The organism is Streptomyces sp. NPDC059456 (assembly GCF_042750055.1).
Classification (GTDB): domain Bacteria; phylum Actinomycetota; class Actinomycetes; order Streptomycetales; family Streptomycetaceae; genus Streptomyces.
On the sequence record NZ_JBHYVA010000031.1, the window covers coordinates 1 to 19,198 of the forward strand.

General features: G+C 71.9%; 17 protein-coding genes. 12 read left to right on the top strand and 5 right to left on the bottom strand.

Annotated features, from left to right (window positions below; all coding sequences use genetic code 11):
- Nucleotides 1–142: 142 nt before the first annotated feature.
- Nucleotides 143–826: a response regulator gene (locus ACFXA3_RS05125; RefSeq protein WP_385182126.1), complete on the top strand. Its 684-nt coding sequence runs from the start codon at nt 143–145 to the stop codon at nt 824–826.
- Nucleotides 827–857: 31 nt separating this feature from the next.
- On the opposite strand, the gene ACFXA3_RS05130 is transcribed toward ACFXA3_RS05125, so the two are convergent.
- Nucleotides 858–2,375, bottom strand: coding sequence for a monooxygenase (locus tag ACFXA3_RS05130; protein WP_385182129.1), 1,518 nt, complete (start codon nt 2,373–2,375; stop codon nt 858–860).
- A 64-nt stretch (nt 2,376–2,439) separates the two neighbouring features.
- On the opposite strand from ACFXA3_RS05130, the gene ACFXA3_RS05135 reads away from it, so the two are divergent.
- Both ACFXA3_RS05135 and ACFXA3_RS05140 read left to right on the top strand, forming a co-directional pair.
- Entirely contained in the window at nt 2,440–3,126 is a 687-nt protein-coding gene (locus ACFXA3_RS05135) for a TetR/AcrR family transcriptional regulator C-terminal domain-containing protein (protein ID WP_385182132.1), read from the top strand.
- Between the two features lie 123 nt (nt 3,127–3,249).
- On the top strand, nt 3,250–3,570 hold the full coding sequence (locus ACFXA3_RS05140) for a hypothetical protein (RefSeq protein ID WP_385182135.1): 321 nt from the start codon (nt 3,250–3,252) through the stop codon (nt 3,568–3,570).
- A 49-nt stretch (nt 3,571–3,619) separates the two neighbouring features.
- Here the strand turns inward: ACFXA3_RS05140 and ACFXA3_RS05145 are convergent, their stop codons facing one another.
- Nucleotides 3,620–4,168, bottom strand: coding sequence for a GNAT family N-acetyltransferase (locus ACFXA3_RS05145; RefSeq protein ID WP_385182137.1), 549 nt, complete (start codon nt 4,166–4,168; stop codon nt 3,620–3,622).
- A gap of 214 nt (nt 4,169–4,382) precedes the next feature.
- On the opposite strand from ACFXA3_RS05145, the gene ACFXA3_RS05150 reads away from it, so the two are divergent.
- Genes ACFXA3_RS05150 through ACFXA3_RS05160 form a run of 3 tightly spaced genes read left to right on the top strand, consistent with a single transcriptional unit; the run spans nt 4,383 to nt 9,156 of the window.
- Nucleotides 4,383–4,583 carry a hypothetical protein gene (locus ACFXA3_RS05150; RefSeq protein ID WP_385182140.1) on the top strand — a complete coding sequence of 67 codons (201 nt, stop codon included), beginning with the start codon at nt 4,383–4,385 and terminating at the stop codon, nt 4,581–4,583.
- On the top strand, nt 4,553–7,033 hold the full coding sequence (locus ACFXA3_RS05155; RefSeq protein WP_385182143.1) for an FxsB family cyclophane-forming radical SAM/SPASM peptide maturase: 2,481 nt from the start codon (nt 4,553–4,555) through the stop codon (nt 7,031–7,033). The genes ACFXA3_RS05150 and ACFXA3_RS05155 overlap by 31 nt, the downstream gene beginning before the upstream one ends.
- Complete coding sequence (locus ACFXA3_RS05160; RefSeq protein ID WP_385182146.1) at nt 7,030–9,156, top strand: ATP-binding protein; 2,127 nt, start codon at nt 7,030–7,032, stop codon at nt 9,154–9,156. Before ACFXA3_RS05155 ends, ACFXA3_RS05160 begins: the two co-directional genes overlap by 4 nt.
- A gap of 49 nt (nt 9,157–9,205) precedes the next feature.
- On the opposite strand, the gene ACFXA3_RS05165 is transcribed toward ACFXA3_RS05160, so the two are convergent.
- Together ACFXA3_RS05165 and ACFXA3_RS05170 are read right to left on the bottom strand one after the other, a co-directional pair.
- The gene (locus tag ACFXA3_RS05165; protein ID WP_385182149.1) at nt 9,206–9,892 is read right to left on the bottom strand and encodes a Sua5/YciO/YrdC/YwlC family protein; all 687 of its coding nucleotides are present in this window, start codon (nt 9,890–9,892) and stop codon (nt 9,206–9,208) included.
- The gene (locus ACFXA3_RS05170) at nt 9,889–11,118 is read right to left on the bottom strand and encodes a 2-isopropylmalate synthase (protein ID WP_385182151.1); all 1,230 of its coding nucleotides are present in this window, start codon (nt 11,116–11,118) and stop codon (nt 9,889–9,891) included. The genes ACFXA3_RS05165 and ACFXA3_RS05170 overlap by 4 nt, the downstream gene beginning before the upstream one ends.
- 385 nt (nt 11,119–11,503) lie before the next feature.
- On the opposite strand from ACFXA3_RS05170, the gene ACFXA3_RS05175 reads away from it, so the two are divergent.
- From ACFXA3_RS05175 to ACFXA3_RS05200, 6 genes are all read left to right on the top strand, one after another.
- The gene (locus tag ACFXA3_RS05175; protein ID WP_385182154.1) at nt 11,504–12,754 is read left to right on the top strand and encodes a cytochrome P450; all 1,251 of its coding nucleotides are present in this window, start codon (nt 11,504–11,506) and stop codon (nt 12,752–12,754) included.
- A gap of 854 nt (nt 12,755–13,608) precedes the next feature.
- Nucleotides 13,609–13,830: a hypothetical protein gene (locus tag ACFXA3_RS05180; RefSeq protein ID WP_385182157.1), complete on the top strand. Its 222-nt coding sequence runs from the start codon at nt 13,609–13,611 to the stop codon at nt 13,828–13,830.
- Nucleotides 13,831–14,021: 191 nt separating this feature from the next.
- Nucleotides 14,022–15,527: a GMC family oxidoreductase gene (locus tag ACFXA3_RS05185; RefSeq protein ID WP_385182184.1), complete on the top strand. Its 1,506-nt coding sequence runs from the start codon at nt 14,022–14,024 to the stop codon at nt 15,525–15,527.
- Between the two features lie 320 nt (nt 15,528–15,847).
- Nucleotides 15,848–16,666 carry an inositol monophosphatase family protein gene (locus ACFXA3_RS05190; protein ID WP_385182159.1) on the top strand — a complete coding sequence of 273 codons (819 nt, stop codon included), beginning with the start codon at nt 15,848–15,850 and terminating at the stop codon, nt 16,664–16,666.
- Nucleotides 16,667–16,705: 39 nt separating this feature from the next.
- Nucleotides 16,706–17,302, top strand: a complete 597-nt coding sequence (locus ACFXA3_RS05195) for an NADPH-dependent F420 reductase (protein WP_385182161.1) — start codon at nt 16,706–16,708, stop codon at nt 17,300–17,302.
- 523 nt (nt 17,303–17,825) lie between these two features.
- Complete coding sequence (locus ACFXA3_RS05200) at nt 17,826–18,860, top strand: helix-turn-helix domain-containing protein (RefSeq protein ID WP_385182162.1); 1,035 nt, start codon at nt 17,826–17,828, stop codon at nt 18,858–18,860.
- Here the strand turns inward: ACFXA3_RS05200 and ACFXA3_RS05205 are convergent.
- A complete protein-coding gene (locus ACFXA3_RS05205; RefSeq protein ID WP_385182165.1) occupies nt 18,847–19,056 on the bottom strand; it encodes a hypothetical protein in 210 nt (69 codons plus the stop codon). The genes ACFXA3_RS05200 and ACFXA3_RS05205 overlap by 14 nt on opposite strands.
- Nucleotides 19,057–19,198: the final 142 nt, after the last annotated feature.

Sequence of the window (19,198 nt, forward strand, 5' to 3'; positions counted from 1 at the left end):
CTTTTGGGCTCAACACCCCGCCCGCGGGGTGCCCACCAAGCGGTTGTGGTGGTGGCCCCGGTGGGGGTGTCCGGGGGGGGCCACCATGGGGGGCGTCCATCGGTTCCCCGTCCGCCCGCATCGGAGAAAGGCTGTACACCCCATGACCCGGGTGCTCGTGGTGGAGGACGACCGCCAGCTCGTACGTGCCTTGAAGATCAACCTTCAGGCGCGGAAGTTCGAGGTGGACGAGGCCGGAGAGGGCCACACCGCCCTGCGGCTCGCCGCCTGCCGCAAACCGGACGTCATCCTCCTGGACCTCGGCCTGCCGGACATGGACGGCGTCGAGGTGATCAGAGGGGTCCGGGGCTGGAGCCGGGTGCCCATCCTGGTCCTGTCCGCGCGCCACACGTCCGAGGAGAAGGTCCGTGCGTTGGACGCCGGCGCGGACGACTACGTGACGAAACCGTTCAGCATGGACGAGCTGCTGGCCCGCCTGCGCGCCGCGACCCGACGGCAGGAGGACCCCGCTTCCCGCACCGGGACCACGGGCATCACCACGGACGACTTCTCCGTGGACCTGGCTGCCAGGAAGGTCGTCCGGGGAGACCGCACCGTCCGCCTCACCCCCACCGAGTGGCACCTCCTGGAGCTGCTGATCGCCCGCCCCGGCCACCTCGTCCCGCAGCGCACACTGCTGCTGGAGGTCTGGGGGCCCACGTACGCGGAACACACCAACTACCTCCGGGTCTACATGGCCCAGTTGCGCCGCAAACTGGAAGCCGACCCCTCCCACCCCCGGTACCTGATCACCGAACCGGGCATGGGATACCGCTTCGAACCCTGACGGAAGGCCGCCGGCCCGGCGTGGCCGTCCGTCACCGTCCCCTTCCCGACGGACTGCCCGCCCAGCCGGTCAGGGCCCGGATGCGCTCCGCCCGGCGGGCTCGTCCGTCGGCGGTCCGGGTCGCCCAGGCGACGTGACCGTCGGGCCGGACCAGGACCTCCGCGACCCCGTCGAGCGCGGGGTGGGCGTCGTGCCGCGCGACGCCCACCGAGGTGACCCGGGCCGCCCACCCCCCGGCCTCGGGCGCCGCCGCGGAGCCGTCGAGGCCGAGCAGGACGAAGCGCCCCTCGTGGAGGAGTTCGTAGACCCTGCCCGCCCCGGTGGCACCGGAACCACCGGCGACCAGCGCGACATCGGGCATGCGCCGGCCGGTGAGCGGGTCGCCCTCCGAGGGGTAGGCGGTGTCGATCGCCGATACGGCGCCGGCGAGGCGGCGGTTGACCTGCTCCAGGCCCAGGAGGTCGTCGATCAGCTTGCGCAGGGCCCGGGCGGGGCGTTCGTACCGCTCCACGAGGGCGAGTTCCGCCAGCAGGGTCTGGACCTCGGTGTTCTCGGTGACCGACCGCCCCACCGGGTGTCGCTCCGCGTGGTACGTGTCCAGCAGCCCCGGCGGCGCCCAGCCGTTGATCTCGGCGGCCAGCTTCCAGCCGAGGTTCATCGCGTCCTGGAGGCCGGTGTTGAGCCCCTGGCCGGCCGCGGGGAAGTGGATGTGCGCCGCATCGCCCGCCAGCAGAACCCGCCCGGCGCGGTACGCCTCCGCGAGCCGGGTGGCGTTGCCGAACCGCGACAGCCACCGGGGCTCGCCGATGCCGCAGTCGCTGCCACAGGCGTCCTGGAGCGCGCTGCGGAACTCCTCGACCGAGACCGGCTCCGACGACGGCACCCTCATCCGCGCCGGGGAGAGCAGCACGAAGCGCGTCAGCCCGCCCTCCAGGCCGACGGCCAGGACGCCGCGCGCCCGAGCCCGCTCCAGCGTGCCGGGGTCGGCGGTGGCCACACCGAAGTCCCCGAGCATCCCGGTCACCGTCTCACCGGACCCCGGGAAGCCGATACCGGCCGCCGTGCGCACCGCACTGCGCCCGCCGTCGCACCCCACCACGTACCGGGACCGCATGGTCCGGCGGCCGCCCGCGGTGTGGACGTCCACCTCGACGGCGTCGGGGCCCTGGCGCACCTCGGCGGTTTCGTGGCCGCGCAGGATCTCCACGCCCAGCTCTCGGGCCCGCTCTTCCAGCAGCGCCTCGGTCCGGGCCTGCGCGAGGAACAGCGTGTAGCCGTGCCGGGAGTCCAGGGCGGAGAAGTCGAGCCGCGTGTCCAGGGCGGCGAAGTGCCAGCCGGGCACGGTCCGGCCCGCGGCGACGAAACGGCCGGCGACGCCCCGCTGGTCGAGCACCTCCACGCTGCGGGGGTGCAGGGTCAGCGCGCGCGACTGGTGCCGCGGCTCGCGGCGGCGCTCCACGATCCGGGTCCGTACGCCGGCCAGGGCCAGCTCACCGGCGAGCATCAGCCCGGTCGGCCCGGCTCCCACGACGATCACGTCCGGGTTCACCGGCCTCACCTCCTCCATTTAGTGAACAGCGTTCACGTGAACGGCGTTCACTATAATGTGGGCCATGAGTTCCCCGTCAAGCCCCGCCGGGCCGCCGACACGGACGACGGCCCGGGGGCGCCCCCCGAAGCTGGACCCCGACCGCACCGTCGCCACCGCACTCGACCTGCTGAACGAGGCCGGCCTGGACGCGCTGACCATGCGCCGGCTGGCCGAGGCCATGGGGGTGCAGGCGGGGGCCCTGTACCGGTACTTCGCGACCAAGCAGGACCTGCTGACGGCCATGGCCGAACGCATGCTGGCGGACCGCGAAACGAGGACGCCCGGGGGAGCGGACCAGGGAGGCTGGGCCGAAGAACTGAGCGGCCTGGCCCGGGCCCTGCGCGCGGCGCTGCTCCGCCACCGCGACGGTGCCCGCGTCTTCGCCGGCACCCACTCGACGGGCGCGAACACCCTCGGCGTCGCCGAGGCCCTGATCGGCGCACTGCGGGAGGCGGGCTTCGGCGAGAGTGACGCGGCGCGGGCGATGCTGGCCGTCGTGAGCTTCACGCTCGGCCACACCCTCGAAGAGCAGGCCGCCCTCGGCGGCGAGGCTCCGGCCGACCCCGAACGCCTGCGCCTGGCGGTCACCGAATCCGCGTTCCCCCACCTGGCCGCGGCGGCGCCCGTGATCGCCGGCGGCGACTTCGACGCCCACTTCGAATTCGGCCTGCGCCTCCTCGTCAACGGCCTGCGCACCCTGGAGAACTGACCGCCCACCCGTGCGGCGCACTCGGCCGGACGGCAGCCACCGCCCCCGCGTTCCGGGCCTATGGTGCGGCCGCGGCCGTGCCTCCATCATGGACGGAGCAGGCCCGCCGAGTGGAGGTCGTCGATGGATCCCTTGTCCCTTGCCATAGCCGGGGCCCTCGCGGCCGGGGTCGCAACGGGGGTGGGCGAGTCCACCGGGGCGGCCCTGCCCACGCTGTGGCGGCGTGTCCGGGAGCGCCTCGCAGGCCACGCGGTCGTACCGCACGCGGAGGCGGAGATCGCGACCGCGCTGGATCAGGAGTTCACGCGTGACCCGTCGTTCCGCCAGGAGTGCGAGACGCTCTGGAACCAGGCGGCGTCCGGCGGCGTCGCCAACTCCTTTCACGGGCAGGCGAAGAACGTCGTGCAGACGCGCGAGATCCATGGCGGCCTGACGATGGAGTGACCACGCGCACCGAGGTCCTGGGCCCGCCGCCCCGCGCTCGCCCCGGGCCCTACTCCCCGTGTACGGGCGGCAGGGGCATGTCCGCGGTGATGGCCCAGCGCTCGTGGTCACGCCACACACCGGCGATGCTGATGAAACCCGGTGAGAGGCCTTCCCTCCGGAAACCGAGCCGCCGGACCAGTTCGAGTGAGGCCGTGTTGTCCGGCTGGACATCGGCTTCGAGCCGGTTCAGCTTCAAGACGTCGAAGGCATGGTGCACGGCCAGCGCCACGCCGGCCGACATGTATCCGCGGCCGGCATGGGGGAGGAACACGGCATAGCCGAGAATTCCCCGTTGGTAGGGGCCGCGCACGATGCCGTTGATGTTGATCGTTCCCACGAGGTCGCCCCCGGTCCTGTGGGCCAGCACCATGCAAGCGGCCGTCACCTGATCGGACCGGGCCAGATAGGACGCGAAAGCCTTCGGGGTGCGCGGCAGTTCGACCCACGGCCGGTGGAAGTCCACTCCGGCACAGGTCAGTTCCAGGAATCTCGGCTCGTCGGCCGCAACAACCGGGCGCAGTACCACCTGTGACACACGATCACTTCGCTCGCGCACGAGGCCGAGTGTACGGGAGCACTGCGGGGAAGGGATGCGAGAGACGAGGGACAGCAGGGCGCCCCGCTGCTAGCCTGAGAAGGCCGGGGACGACTCGCTCGCTTCCCCGGCTGCTCACGCACCGGCGAGCAGCTCCCCCGTCACTGCGCCATTCCTTCGCATTCCGAGCCCTCCCGCACGGCCATCATCTCCAGCCGCAGTGGAAAAGGTGACCATGAGCGAAACCGAACCTCTCGCGCGTCCGTTTCCCGATCTCAGGAACGTCTCGCTGACGATCCTCTGCACGGATCGCACCGGCACGATCACGGAACTCCGCACCCGCGTCGTCGCCCCGCAGCTTCCCGCGCGGATGGCGTCTTTCAACTCCGAAATCGGCGGGGACGAGTGCCTCCCTCCATCGACCAGTACGTCCTGAAGGTCCACGGCGCCTGCGACCTCTCCTGCGACCACTGCTACGTGTACGAGCACCCGGACCAGAGCTGGCGGACGAAACCCCGGACCATGACTCCGGCCGTCGCGGAACAGGTCGCGAAGCGCATCGCGGAACACGTGGAACGCCATGGGATACCCACGGTGCGCATCACCCTGCACGGAGGTGAACCGCTCCTTCTCGGCGTCGCGCGCTTGCGCGAGCTGATCCGCACGCTCCGCACCGTCCTCGACGAGGTCGTCCAGCTCGGCCTGCACGTCCAGACCAACGGAGTCACGCTCGACGCGTCGTTCCTCGAATTGTTCGCTGCATCCGGCGTGCAGGTGGGCGTCTCCCTCGACGGCGACCGGGCCGCGAACGACCGGCACCGCCGGTACGCGAACGGCCGCAGCAGCCATCCCGCGGTGCTGCGCGGCCTGGCCCTGCTGCGCCGCAGGGAGTTCCGCCACCTGTACGGCGGCATCCTGTGCACCGTGGACGTCGAGAACGACCCGATCGCCGTGTACGAGGCCCTGCTGGAACAGGTTCCGCCCCGCCTCGACTTCCTGTTGCCGCACGCCACCTGGGCACATCCGCCGCCCCGGCCGAGCGGGACGACCGCGCCCTACGCCGCCTGGCTGGGCCGCATCCACACACGCTGGATCGCCGACGGCCGGCCGGTTCCGGTCCGCCTGTTCGACGCCCTCGCGACGGCGGCCTGGGGCGGTGCGAGCGGCAGCGAGGCCGTGGGGCTGGGGCCCGTGGCCCTCGCGGTCGTGGACACCGACGGATCATGGGAGCAGGCGGACTCCCTGAAGACGGCCTACGACGGCGCCCCGGCGACCGGCATGACCGTCTTCACGCACAGCGTGGACCACTTCGCCGGCCATCCCGGGGTCGCCGCCCGCAACGAGGGATACGCGGACCTGTGCGCCACCTGTCTCGCCTGCCCCGTCGTCCGCGTCTGCGGGGGCGGCCTCTACGCCCACCGCTTCAAGCCCGGCAACGGATTCGACAACCCCTCCGTGTACTGCGCCGATCTGAAGCAGCTGGCGTCGCAGATCCCGGCAGCCCGGACGGGGGGAATCGCGGCCCCGTGCGACACCGGTCCCGCCCTGCCTCCCGTCCATCGGCTGCCGGAAGGCGCCTTCGACGCCTTCGCCGCCGGAGCGGGGACGGTCCAGGGCACCCAAGCCCTCGCGGAGATGCAGCTTTCGCTGACGAGGGCCCTCGTCGCGGGGACGGACGCGCAGGACGACGGCCCCCGCGGCCTGGCGGTGGCAGCCGCCCACGGGCGACAACTCCTCATCGAGCTGGACAGCAGCCATCCGGCCGAAACCGCGGAAGTCCTCGGCCACCCGTTCGTCCGGACGTGGGCGAGGGAGCACGCACGCCGCGGGGCCGCAGCCGGCGGCGCCGGGCACGGATCGCAGCGGCAGGACGGGGACGGACCGCATGACCGGGCGCACATCGCCTGCATCGCGGCAGCCGCCGCCTGGCGCACCGGCGCCACGGTGCGGCTTCCCCTCCCCGTACGGGACGGGCTCGCCCACCTGCCGGGCCTGGGCGCGGTGGCGGTGGAACACGCGGGAGCCACCGCCGAGGTGACCGTCGGGGGGCCGGGCCGAGCGCCCCACCGCTGGATCGGCATCAGGCAGCTGAGCACACCCTGGCTGCCCGTGGCCCTGGACGACCTCGACCCGTACCGGGCCGGCCCCGTCGCCGACGTCGGCCGACGCCACCCCGTTGCCCTCGGCCGGCTCTCCCCGCGCCAGTGGACGGCCTGGCAGGTCGCGCTCAGCCGCGCCGGGCGCGAGCTGACCCGGCTGCTGCCGGGATATGCCGCGCCGCTGCGGGCGACCCTGCGGGCGGTGGTCCCGCTGCGGCCGGTACCGGGGGACGGGCACTCACCCGGCGTCCTGCGGCAGGCGCCGTTCGGCGCCGTCGGCCTCGCGCTGCCCGCGGAACCGGCCGACGTGGCCGCCGCGCTGCTCCGGGAGTTCCAGCGGACCAAACTCGACGCGTTGATGGAGGCGTACGTCTTCTTCGACGCCGCCCGGCCCGCCCGGCTCCCCGTGCCGTGGCGGACCGCCCCCGTACCGGCGGACCGGGCGCTCCACGATGTGTACGCCCAGGTCGCCCTGGCGGAACTCCTGCGTGCCCGCGCCATCGGCCCGTCCCCGCGTGAGACGTCGGGCCGCGCGACCCCGGGCGAGAGGTCCCGCACCCGGGACGGATTGCGTCAGGCGCAGGCCGCGGCGGCCCTCCACCGCCGTCTGACGTGGGCCGACGCCGTCGTGGACGCGCTCGCCGCCGAGGCCGGAGCGGCCCCGGCCGGGGCGCGGTTCATCGCCGGTCTGCGGACCGCGATCGACCGCCTGCTCGCAGACCCGGTCCGGACACCGGCGGTACCCCGCCGCGCGTCCACGGCACGAAGGGCGGGATCGTCCGCGTGAACGCAGCCAGGGGGAACAACCAGTACGAAGGCCGCGCCACCCACGTCGTGCAGGCCGGGGTCGTCTACGGCGGCGTGCACGGCGGCGGGGGCGTCCACCCCGCGCCGTTCCCGTCGGTGCCGAGGCAACTGCCCCGAGCCGCAACCTGTTTCATCGACCGGTCGGAGGGCCTGGCCGGCCTGAGCGCGGTCGCCACGACGGCGAACGGGGTCGCCATGATCTCCGGGCCGGCGGGGGTGGGCAAGAGCGCCCTCGCCGTCCACTGGGGACACCGGGAGAGGGACCGGTACCCGGACGGCCAGCTCTACACGAACCTCAGGGGCTACGACCGGCTCGCGCCCGTGGAGCCCGAGGAGGTCCTGCACGGGTTCCTCTCGGCCCTGGGCACACCGGCGGATCAGGTGCCGGGTTCCCTCGACACGATGTCCGCGCTGTTCCGCTCCCTGCTCGACGGGAAGCAGGTGCTGCTGGTCGCGGACAACGCGGGCAGTGCGGACCAGGTCAGACCGCTCCTTCCGTCCGCGCCCGGTTGCTTCACGATCGTCACGAGCAGGAGCCGGCTCGGCAGCCTGACCGCCGTGGACGGCGCGGCGCCCGTTCCGCTCAGACCGCTGGACACGCCCCACGCGGTGGAACTGTTCCGCCGGCTGTCGGGCGACGAAGACAGGGAGGGCATGACCCGGCTGGTGCGGCGCTGTGGCCGCCTCCCGCTCACGGTCCGGATCGCCGCCCAGCAAGCGGGCTCCGGCACCAGCCTGGGCGAACTGATCGAGGCGCTGGACGCTGACGGCGACCGGCTGGAATCGCTGTCGACATCGGACGAGCAGAGTGGAGTGCGCACGGTGTTCTCGTGGTCCTATCAGCAACTTGCCCCCGCCGGCGCCAGGGCGTTCCGGCTGCTCGCGCTGCACGCCGGGCCGGACTTCTCCGTTCCGACGGCCGCCGCGCTCATCGGCCTGCCCGAGCCGGAGACCGTGCGGGTCCTGCGCGGGCTCGTGGCGGTCAACATGCTGGAGATGGCGGGACCGGGACGGTACGCCTACCACGACCTGCTGCGGGACTACGCCCGCGAGCGGGTCGCGGCGGAGGAGACACCTGAGGCGCGGGCCCAGGCGTCACGCCGTGAGTTGTCGTACTTCCTGCGGATGGCGGACGCCGCCGACCGGGTCCTGGTTCCCCAGCGCCGGCACGTACCCCTCGAACACCGGGCGGAGGGCGAAGCCGCACCCTTCCCGGGGCCCGAGGCGGCCCTCGCGTGGTGCGACTCCGAACTGCCGAGCCTGGTCCCCGCGGTGGACCAGGCGGTGGAGCTCGGTCTGGACGACGTGGCCTGGAAGCTGCCGGTGGCGCTGGTGTACTTCCTGCGCCTGCGCCGGCACGACACCCACCGGCGCACCCTGTCGGACACCGCGGTGCGGGCCGCCCGCCGGCTGCAGGACCGGTGGGCCGAGACCTGGAGCCTCATCTGTGTGGCCGGGGCGGAGTCGGACATGGGCCTCCACGAGGACGCCATGGGTCACTTCACCGAGGCGTTGACGATCAGCCAGGCCATCGGGGACAGCCATTGGCAGGCGAACAGCATCTACAACATCGCCTGGACGCTGCGCCTCATGGGACGCAACGCGGAAGCGCTGGAGCGCCAGCGGGAGGCGCTGGCGATCCACCGGAGCAACGGCGACCGGCGCGGGGAGTCGATCACGCGGACCGAGATGGGGGCGTTGAACCGTGCCCTGGGCCGGACCGCCGAAGCGTACGAGGAGTACGAGCGGGCCCTGGCCGGCGCGCGGGCTACGGCCGATCTGCCGACCGAGGCCAAGTCCCTGCACGGACTGGGCGACGTCTGCCGGACGGCCGGGCGGCACGGCGAGGCGATCGGCTGGTACGAGCAGGCCGTCGACGTACGGCGGCGCGTCGGCGACCTGCTCGGACTGGCCCGCTCGCTCGACCGGCTCGCCGAAGAGTTCACGGCCGTCGGCCGTCCGGCTGCCGCCCGGGAGCCCCTGGCCGAGGCGCTCGCCCTCCTCGAGGCGCTCGGAAACCCGATGGCGGAACGGATACGAGAGCGCCTCGCGGCGGACGGCCACGGTACGGAGCCCGAGGACCGGCCGGCCGAAGGCCCATGACGACACGGCAGCGCCGGACACGGAACCGGAGCGGCGGGCTTCGGACGCGTCAGATCAAGGCGGTGTAGCGAGTGTGCAGGTGGCGCAGGTAGTCGTCCGCCCGGCCGTGGGCGTGGTCCTGGGCACCGTGGCGGTGGAGGAGGAGCTGACCGTCAGGGGTCACGCGGACGGTGGTGGTTGCCCGGCGGACCTGCGGGCGAGGGTGTCCGGGGTCGGTCAGGTGCAGGACGGGCACGGTGGGCGGGAACATGGCCAGGGCATCGCCGGTGTCCGCGGCGGGTGGGCGGCCGGTGAGGTTGGCGCTGCTGACGTACAGCACCGGATGGCCGTCCAGCAGGGGGTGCAGGGGCTGCCAGCGGGCGCCGAACAGCAGCATCCATCCGTCCTTCACCGCCGGCCCCAGCCAGGAGGGGAGCGTGGCGTGGGTGCGCACCGGCAGGAGGACGGTGAGGTGTTCCTCGGCCAGCAGGTGGAGTGCCGTCGTGCAGGTCTGGGGGGAGAGGTCCCACAGGCCGGTGAGGGTGCCGAGGGTGTCGTGGTGGTGGGCCCACAGGGCGACGGGCTGGTCGGCGGGCCGGTGTTTGGCCCGGTTCACGGCGGTCGCGGTGGTCGCGGCGACGACGTGGGTGAGGGGCGCGGGGTTGGGGAGCACCACCGCCGTGCCACGTCGGAGGGCGCGGCGGGCCTGGGCCAGGGTGACCGGTGTGCGGGTCGGGGTGGGGTCGGTGGTGTTCACGGAGCGCTCCCGGCGGTGGTCCGGGTGAGGCCCTCCAGGTAGGTGGCGAAGGAGGCGTCGTCGGTGAGGGACTGACCCGTGCGGTAGGCGCGGGACTTGGCCCAGTCCATGGCGGCGCGGGTCCGGTCAGGATCGAGGGTGTGGCCGAGGCGGGCGGCAACGGCGGTGACGACGCGTGCGCTGGCCAGCTGGGTGAGGACCACCTGCGGTTCGATGCCCAGCACCTGGTGGGGGTCGAAGGGCTGGAACAGCCCGGGATGGACGAAGGGCGTGCCGGTGGAGATGGAGCCGACACCCGTGCCGACGATCGGGGTGGTGACGCCCAGGGGCGCGCCCGTCGCTTCCGCCACCCCGCGTGCGATGCCGGGCAGCCGGGTCAGATCGGGGGCGGTCCACCACGGTTCCGCGTCCGCTCCGAGCAGTTCCTCACCGTGCCGGGCGAGGAGGAAGAGCAGCTGCTCGGTGGCGACCATGCCGGACCGCTCGGCGATGCCGAGCCAGGAGCCGGAGACCACCCGCACACCGGCCGCCAGCGCCTGAAGGGTGTTGGCCAGGCCGAGCCCGAGGTCGTTGTGGAGGTGGGACGCGAGCACCACCTCCGGGCCGCAAGCCGCCCGGACCCGGGTGAACATGTCGTGGCAGGCGCGGGGGAGCTGGGAGCCGACGGTGTCGGCCAGGACGACCAGCCCGGCACCGGCTTCGGTGACGGCCTGGGCGTGATGGGCCATGAGTGCGGTGTCGGCGCGGGAGGCGTCTGCCAGGCAGATGTCCACGGCGACGGAATCGTCCCGGTCGCGGGCCCGTTTGACCAGGTCGACAGCGGCTTCGAGGGCCTGGGCGGCAGGGCGGTGGACCATCACCCGCGCCATCGCGTCCGAAGCGGGAACCACCACCATCACACGTGCGTGCCGGCTGCCGCGCACGGAGGCGACGGCCTGCTCCACGTCGCGGTCCACTCCACGGCACACCGCGGCCACGCCCACCGCGCCCTCGGCCTCCACCGCGACCTGCCGCACGGCCTCGAACTCCTCGGCGCACACCGCCGGGAAACCGGCGGCGAACACGACGTGCCGGGGGCCGTCGGCGCCGAAGATCCTCCCCGTCTCGCGGGCCAGCCGCACCCGGAACCCCGCCGCCATGAGGGTCTTTGCCTGTGCGCCGTCACGGGCGGACTCCTCCCAGACCACGACCCGTCCCTCGCGGGCCGACTCCCGAACCGTGTCCACCCCGCACCACGCCCTCTCCGCCTGCTGACCGCCCGTCGAGGAAACGTTCTCCTGGACCGGGGACCGAGATCGCCCCTGGTTGTTGGGATCACCCGATCGAGCGAACGGCCCCGCCGCCCGGGGCGGCCGCCGCGTCGCCGGACTCGCGCCCTTCCGAAGGCGCGCGGCAGGAGCGTGACCTGCGGCTCTGCCGCCCGGCAGGCGGTTGCGGGGGCCTCCGTGCATGCTGGGAAGAGCCTGGCCCGGAGTCGTGCGACGAGCAGTGCGCCAACGGCGGAAGCCGACGGGAGTCCGAAGCGGCTCACGCCCGGGGTCCGCGCCCTGCACGGCGCCGGCCCGCGCCCTCTTCCACGTCCCGATCCCGCGAGCCGCACGAGGACACGCCATGGGCAAAGCCATGCTCCGGCAGATCATCGACTACGCCAGCCGTGCCGATCCGTACCCGCTGTACGAGGAACTGCGCAGGACCCCGGTGTTGCACGACGCGGACGGACCCTACGTCGTGAGCACTTACCGAGAGATAATCGGCCTGCTGCACGACCCGCGCATCAGCTCCGACCCCCGCAACCTGACACTGCCGTCGAGCGATCCGTTGGCGCAGGACGAAGGAGACGAATCGGCCCTGCCTCCGGTCTTCCTCAAGCTCGATCCGCCGGACCACGACCGCCTGCGCCGCATCACGAACCGGCCCTTCGGGCCCCCGCACTCACCGCGCAGGGTCCACGACATGCGCGGTGAGCTCGACGGCATCGTCACCGGCCTCATCGACGGCATCGCCGGCTCGGACTCGCCGGAACGGATCGACCTGGTCGACCAGTTCTCCTACCCCTTCCCGGTGACGGTGATCTGCCGGCTGCTCGGCGTGCCGCACGAGGACGAGTCCCGCTTCCACGGCTGGGCCGACACCATCGCCGCGAGCCTGGACCCCGATCCGGACGCCGACCCCGCCGATCGGCACAAGGGCGCGTCCGAAGCGCAGATCGAACTCGGCATGTACCTGGCGGGGTTGATCGAGGAGCGCCGCAAGAACCCCAGCGGGGACATGCTCTCCCAGCTGGCGGCCGTCAACGAGGGGCCGGACGGGTCCATGAGCACACTGGAGATCGTCAGCACTGCGGCGCTGCTGCTGATCGCGGGCCACGAGACCACGGTCAATCTGATCACGAACGGCATGCTGACCCTCCTGCGCCACCCGGACGTCCTCCGGCGGCTGCGCGAGTCCCCGGGGCTGTCCGTGCGGATCGTCGAGGAACTGCTGCGGTACGAACCGCCCGTGCAGATGCTGCCCCGGCGCAGCACGCTCGCCGACATCGAGGTGGGCGGGGTGAACATCCCCAAAGGCGCCACGGTTTCGCTGATCCTGGCGTCCGGCAACCGTGACCCGAAGCGGTTCGAGAACCCGGACCGCTTCGACCCCGACCGCGGGGACATCCAGCACCTCGGCCTCGGCAGTGGCATCCACAGCTGCTTCGGCGCCCCCCTGGCCCGCTTGGAGGCCCAGCTGGCGCTGAGCGAACTGGCCCGGCGGCTGGAGAATCCGCGGCTGCTGGAGGACCCGCCCCCGTACCGCCAGAACGCGGTGCTCCGCGGTCCCCGGCACCTGCCGATCGCCTGCGACGGCATCCGTGAACCCTGAATCGCGATGGACGTCGAGCGGGTCGCGCCAACGGCGCCTGACGGGCAAGAGCCCAGGTCAGGCGCCGTCCTTCGGGCTCCTGGAAGAAGCGAGCTTCTTCGGCGAGTAGGAGACGATGAGATTCCTCGTCTGCTGCTGGTACAGCAGTTGCACCCATGCCGACCAGTGCAAACGGCAGTTGGTGGGACGCTTTGAAGAGGGCCGGTCCGGGAATGGTCCGGATCTCGGCCGCCTGGTGCCGCATCCGGCCATGCTCGCACTGGTGACGACTTCCCGTGAGCGGTCATCCTGGGCGTCCTGGTTTCCTCGGACGAAGCGGTGGACCCTCTATGGAAGAAGCCCGCCCGCATGAACCCCACAACGGCTTCGTCCAGGACCCGCGGTGCACGAGCCGTCACTCCGTCAGCGAAGCCACGGCTGCAGTGAGGGCTGCGGCCAAGAGCAGGACGGCCGTGAATGCTGGTGATGCCGACTGGTCGAAGATGAACAACGTCAAACAGCATCCCCAGCTGCGGAGTAGGTGACGGCCGAGTGCAGGACCAGGCGGCAGCCCTCGCGGAGTTACGGTCCCGGCTAAAGGAGGGGCGGGCCGTCCGAGGGGTGAACCAGGCCCAGCTCGCGGCACGGGCGCACCTGGGGCGCACGACCGTGAACCAGGCGCTCAGTGACTCCGCGTCTGCTCCTTCCGTGCAGACGGTCGGCGCGCTGGCTGTCTCGCCACTCGCATGGCGCTGAGGTTCCGAACGAGCGTCGCGGAGGTTCAAGTACGTGCCGTGCCGGTGTTCCTAAGATTCGACGGCAGAAGGGGAACCCGGGCCGTTCAAGGACGGGTACACACCAAGGACAAGAAACGCGTGAAACAAGAGAAGTCCAGCTGCGTGGCCGTCATCGCAGGTACCGGCGCCGACATCGGCATCCCCGGCAGGATGATCGCCAATGGCCGGACCGGGCGCACCCAGGCCCGACGGATCAAGGCGATCATTTGCCACCGTGCCACCCCGGTGTCCGTCAGCACCAGCAGCGCGCGCAGCCTGTCTCCGGACAGCCCTGCTCCACTGGAGCCCGCTCGCTGCTGATCAGCTGGTTCCACGCCTTCTGCGAGCCGAGCTCGGAGGCGGCCGAGCGAGGCACGGGGCCGACCTGAAGAGAGCCATCCCCACTCTTCGGCCCCCTTTGTACGTGCAAGCAATCAGCTCTTTGATCGTCGAGGAGCTCTTTTCCTGAAACCCGGTGGTCGGACAGTGCTGCCGTGGGAAGCGGAGACATGATGGGCCAGAGTCCTTATGACTATGTCGTTGTGGGAGCGGGGACAGCGGGGTGCGTGATTGCCTCCCGGCTTTCGGAACGCCCAGGCGTGCGCGTGTTGTTGCTGGAGGCGGGAGACCGGAACGCGACCGAGGCGATGGCGTCTCCTTGGGGGTTCCTGGGGTTCGATCCGTCGTCCCTCTGGCTGGGCGCCTCGACCGTGCAGGCCGGTACGGGCAGGGCCGCTGACGTGCTGCGCGGCAAGGCGCTCGGCGGATCGTCGAGCATCAACGGCCTCTACCACCTGCGGGGGCACCGCTCCGGCTACGACGAATGGGCCGGACTCGGCGCTCCGGGCTGGGGTTTCGACGATCTGCTGCCCTATTTCCGCCGTAGCGAGAGCACTCGCAGTCGTGATGCCTCCGTGCGGGGTACGGACGGGCCGGTCGTGGTCGCCCCGGTTCCGGAACCCCATCCCCTGGCCACGGCGGGCGTCGACGCCGCGGTGCAGGCTAAGTTCACGCGCGCCGATGACATCGGCGGCGGGCTGGAGACCGGGTTCGGGTGGAGTGACATGAATCTGCCCGGCGGCGCCCGCCAGAGCGCGGCCGACGCCTACATCCGTCCGTTCCTCGACCGGCCGAACCTGGAGGTCGTCACGGACGCGACCGTGCGGCGGCTGCGCATCACCGCGCGCCGCTGCACCGGCGTCGAGTACACCGTGGGTGGCGCCCGCCTGTCGGTCGAGAGCGCGGAGGTCATCTTGGCGGCGGGGGCCATCGGTTCCGCGCACCTCCTGATGCTGTCAGGGATCGGCCCGGCACGACACCTCGGCGAACACGGCATCGGCGTCGTCGCCGACCTGCCGGGAGTGGGATCCCATCTGCAGGACCATCCGATGGCGGCAGTGGTGTACGAGGCCAGCCGGCCCGTACCGTTCGTTCCTGCCAACCCGCCGGCCGAAATGATGGGCCTGCTGTACAGCGACCCCGCCGCGGCCCGGCCGGACCTCCAGGTCTACATCGTCGCCGCACCGCTGCCGTCGGCATGGGGCCGGCCGCCGGCGGGCGGCTACTCCATCGCCTTCTCCGCGATGGCTCCGCACAGCAGCGGCACCGTGCGCCTGGCGGACGCCCATCCCGCCAGCGCTCCCGTCGTCGACCCCGGCTACCTGAGCGACGAGCGTGACCTGGAGGTCATGCGCAAGGGCCTGGAAGTGGCACGCCGCATCGGGGAGGCCGACGCGTTGGCCGACTGGCGCAAGCAGGAAGCGGTGCCGGGCTCAGGGGTGAGCGGTGAATCCGTCGAGGAGTTCCTCCGCAAGGCCACCGGCCCCTACTTCCACTTCACCGGCACCTGCCGCATGGGAACCGACGCCGATGCCGTCGTCGACCCTGCAAACCTGCGCGTACACGGGATCGCCGGACTGCGGGTCGCCGATGCCTCGGTGATGCCGTCCATCCCCTCGGCCAACACCAACGCGACCGTCTACGCGATCGCCGAACGGGCTGCCGAACTGCTCGACTGAGCCTTCATCCGCGCCCACGGCACTCCCACAACGCGCTTCATCCCCCCGTCGTCCGCCGAAATGCGGCCCGGACTGCGCCTCATCGTGGCGCCGGTGACGTGCGGGCGCGCGTCCGCCGCGGCTGTACTGCCCTCCTCCGACAGCGCGTCGAGCGGGGCGGGCAGATTCACATCCAATTGCATGCAAGTAATCCTTGCCGTTCTTCACATGCATTTGAAGTCAACGGTGGGGCTATGTACCTTCGAGACGAAAGCGCGGGAAGCAACGCGCAGTTCGGCCCCGACCGGCCTCATCACCCCTCCTCAGACAGGAGCACCACCATGTCCGAAACGCTTCAGACCCCCGACGTCACCGCCTCCGACGCCGACCTGCTCGACCAGACCGCGATCGCCGTGCGCGCCGCCGGTGCCGCGCTGCGCGAGCGCTTCGGCGACGTAGTCCGCTACGAGAGCCGCGAAGAGCTGATGGGCGCGCTCGCCGCCAACGACGAAACGGCACTCGACATCCTGCGCCCCCGCCTCACGGCCCTGCGCCCGGACGCGGGCTGGGTGGAGGACGAACTGGACGGCGGGGCGCTGCCGCCGGGCGAATGGTGGGTGGTGGACCCCGCCGAAGGCAACGTCAATCACCTGCACGCCCTGCCGGAGTGGGCGGTGACCGCCACCCTCGTGCGTGAGAACCGGCCGGTCTTCACCGTGGTCCACCTGCCGTTGACCGGCGAGACCTACACCGCGCTCGCCGGCGCGGGCGCCCACCTCGACGGCCGGCCCCTGCGCGTCTCCCGGACCGCGGACCTCGGTCTGGGCATCGTGGCCACCAGCCAGGCCCGGCCGGACGAGGACGAGAAGGTCGTCCGGCGCGTCGGCTCCTCGATCACCGCGATGCTCTTCGACGCGCTCGTCGTCCGCACCTCCGTGCCCGCCACCCTGCACCTGGTGAACGTGGCCGCCGGCCGTATCGACGCCTTCTGGCAGTTCGCCGGCGCCCGCGCGGACCTGCTGCCCGGCGCGCTGCTCGTCACCGAGGCCGGCGGACAGATCTCCGACGCCCAGGGCAGCCCCTGGACCCCGCAGAGCGACAGCTTCCTGGCCGCCGCTCCGGGCGTTCACACCCAGGCCGTCGCCACGCTCTCCCGCTGACCCCCTACACCACAACCGCACCCACGCAAGGACATCACCATGACCACGATCGCAGTTCTCGGAAACGGCCGCGTCGGCGGCAACCTGGCCGCAGCCCTCACCCGGGCAGGACACGAGGTGACGGTGGCGGACCGCGCGCCGGGCGCCGCCGCCGATGCCGCCCGGACGGCCCGGATCGTCATCAACGCGACCCCGGGCGCCGGCTCCCTGGAACGTCTGGCCGCCCTGCGCGAAGAGCTGCACGACAAGATCCTCGTCGACGTCTCCAACGCCACCGTCGACGGACCGGACGGACTGCCCGCCGACCTCATTTACCCCGGATCGAGCCTCGCCGAACAACTCCAGGAGGCGCTCCCCGAAACGCGGGTCGTCAAGACGCTCAACACCATGCTCTTCCCGGTGATGACCGCACCGGCCCTGCTCACCCAGACGCCGACCGCCTTCCTCTCCGGCGAGGACCCGCTGGCCAAGCAGACCGTCCGCGAACTCCTCGTCGACCTCGGCTGGCACAAGGAATGGATTGCCGACCTCGGCGGCATCCAGACCGCCCGCGCCACGGAGGCCGCCATCCTGTTCGTACCGCACGTGATCCGCTCCAGCGGATTCGCCCCCTTCGCGATCTCGATCGCCCGCTGACTGCCGAGCCGCGCCAGCTGCAGGTGACCGCGCCATCGCCCCACGCGGCAAGCTGCGCGCCAGGCACTTCCCGGTAGTTCGGACGCGGGAGGGTCCTCGCTGATGAAGCGCTGCCAGGTCGGCAGCGTCGTGGTCGGAACGTAGTGGCCAGGAGCCGGTCGACGAATGACAGCCGGTGTTTCGCGCCGGCGCCGATCTCAGGATCAGGCCGGCCGACATCCCGGTGATCTTTCGGTCGCTCGTGATCGCTCCATCGCTCCATCGCTCCACGAGACGCAATCCCCACCACAACCCGTGCGCGTCTCGCGTTGCCGAACTGGGCCAACCGGCCATCGCGGCGCGTACTCAGGCGCCCAGCTCACCGCGCCGCATCAGGAGCATCAGCTCTGTCTCTCGACCGCTGCCATGCGAGCCGTCTGTAGGAAGATTGGCACGGTGTCCAGATGGGTCATGGCGGCGTCCTGCGGAACACGGTCACCGCAGGGCGGTGTTGAAGCAGGCAATACGAGGGGATCGGAGCGGGATGCACGGCACTGGAGCGGAAGTCGACGGCAACCGCGGGGTGTTCGCGGTGGACTCGACCGTCCCGGGCTCCGCACCGCGGGGACTCGACGTCTTCCGGCGCGGGTGGGAGACGCAGGTCGGCGACGATGTCTTCCGACTGCCGGCCTTCAGCCCGGACACGATCGGTGACTTCCGGGTCAAGGGCAACGTGGCCAAGGTGCACGGCGCGGCGATCGCCGATCTTCACGCCGCGTCGGCAACCCGGACCGCGGACGTCCCGGGCGGCGATCAGGATCTGGTCGCCATGTACGTCGTACGGAGCGGCGCATGGACTCTCGGCGGCCCACCCGGTTACGGCGATCGGACCGTGTCGGCCGGCCAGTTCCTCGTCCGGCACCTGGGGCGCCTGACGGCCTTCGAGACGTCGGCGCACCTCACGGCGAAGTTCCTTGTCCTGCCCCCAGACGAGCTCAAGCCCCTGCTCGGGAGCCGGGTCATTACCGGGCCGGCGGACTCGGCCGAGATGCGCTTGCTGACGGCCCTTACGGACATGATTCACACAACCGTGGCCGACCTCGGCCCGGCCGGTGTGGAGGCTGCCCAAGGCACCCTGGTCGAACTGACCAAGGCGGTGGCGAAGGGCCGGTTCGACGACGCGGAACCCCGGTTGGCTCCCGCGCTCGCCCAGGCAGCCAAGGACCTCGCGGACCGTCGGCTCACTGATCCCGATCTCTCTCCGGCGATGCTTGCGCGTGAACTCAACGTTTCCGTCCGTACGCTGCACCGGGCGTTCGCCGCGGTGGGTGAGCAGGTGACCACCTACATCCGCCACCGGCGACTGCATGAGGCCCGGCTCGCCCTTGTCGCACCGTCAGGGCGCCTGAGCATTACGGAACTCGCCGCGCACTGGCAGTTCGCGGACGGCAGCCATTTCACCCGAGCCTTCAAGAGGCACTACGGTCAGACTCCCACCGAGTACGCCCGCTCGACCGGAGCAGCCTCGCTCTCGCCGAACCGGCACCCGCCGGGCCGCGGGCCGGTCAGGAGCGGGTAGAGCCGGCGTGGCCCCACCGCTCGAGCAGCACACCTGCGGGCGGGGCGCTGCCATCGGGGGCCAGGCGCCGGACCGGCATCTTGGCGGAGGCGCATGCGAGCAGTTGCTCGGCGACGAGGTGGGGAACGAGCAGCGCGGTGGTGCCGGCCTTCCGGTTGAAGGCCACCTGGTGGGTGGCGATGACGGATGCCCCCATGGGGTGAGGGGGTCGCGTTCCGGCTCGCTGTGGCGGGTTCGGGGGAGGGCTGGTGCCTTGACTGCCACCAGCGGCTCTGCAGCGCGTCGGCCCACGGGGCGGGGGACGGGTACTCGGCTACTGCTCCGTTGCCCGCGCCAGG

Bases quoted from the DNA above. Each gene is read 5' to 3' on its own strand.
- ACFXA3_RS05175 (WP_385182154.1), top strand. From the start codon at position 11,504: ATGGGCAAAGCCATGCTCCGGCAGATCATCGACTACGCCAGCCGTGCC.
- ACFXA3_RS05200 (WP_385182162.1), top strand. From the start codon at position 17,826: ATGCACGGCACTGGAGCGGAAGTCGACGGCAACCGCGGGGTGTTCGCG.
- ACFXA3_RS05205 (WP_385182165.1), bottom strand. From the start codon at position 19,056: ATGGGGGCATCCGTCATCGCCACCCACCAGGTGGCCTTCAACCGGAAG.
- ACFXA3_RS05185 (WP_385182184.1), top strand. From the start codon at position 14,022: ATGGGCCAGAGTCCTTATGACTATGTCGTTGTGGGAGCGGGGACAGCG.
- ACFXA3_RS05125 (WP_385182126.1), top strand. From the start codon at position 143: ATGACCCGGGTGCTCGTGGTGGAGGACGACCGCCAGCTCGTACGTGCC.
- ACFXA3_RS05140 (WP_385182135.1), top strand. From the start codon at position 3,250: ATGGATCCCTTGTCCCTTGCCATAGCCGGGGCCCTCGCGGCCGGGGTC.
- ACFXA3_RS05135 (WP_385182132.1), top strand. From the start codon at position 2,440: ATGAGTTCCCCGTCAAGCCCCGCCGGGCCGCCGACACGGACGACGGCC.
- ACFXA3_RS05190 (WP_385182159.1), top strand. From the start codon at position 15,848: ATGTCCGAAACGCTTCAGACCCCCGACGTCACCGCCTCCGACGCCGAC.
- ACFXA3_RS05150 (WP_385182140.1), top strand. From the start codon at position 4,383: ATGAGCGAAACCGAACCTCTCGCGCGTCCGTTTCCCGATCTCAGGAAC.
- ACFXA3_RS05195 (WP_385182161.1), top strand. From the start codon at position 16,706: ATGACCACGATCGCAGTTCTCGGAAACGGCCGCGTCGGCGGCAACCTG.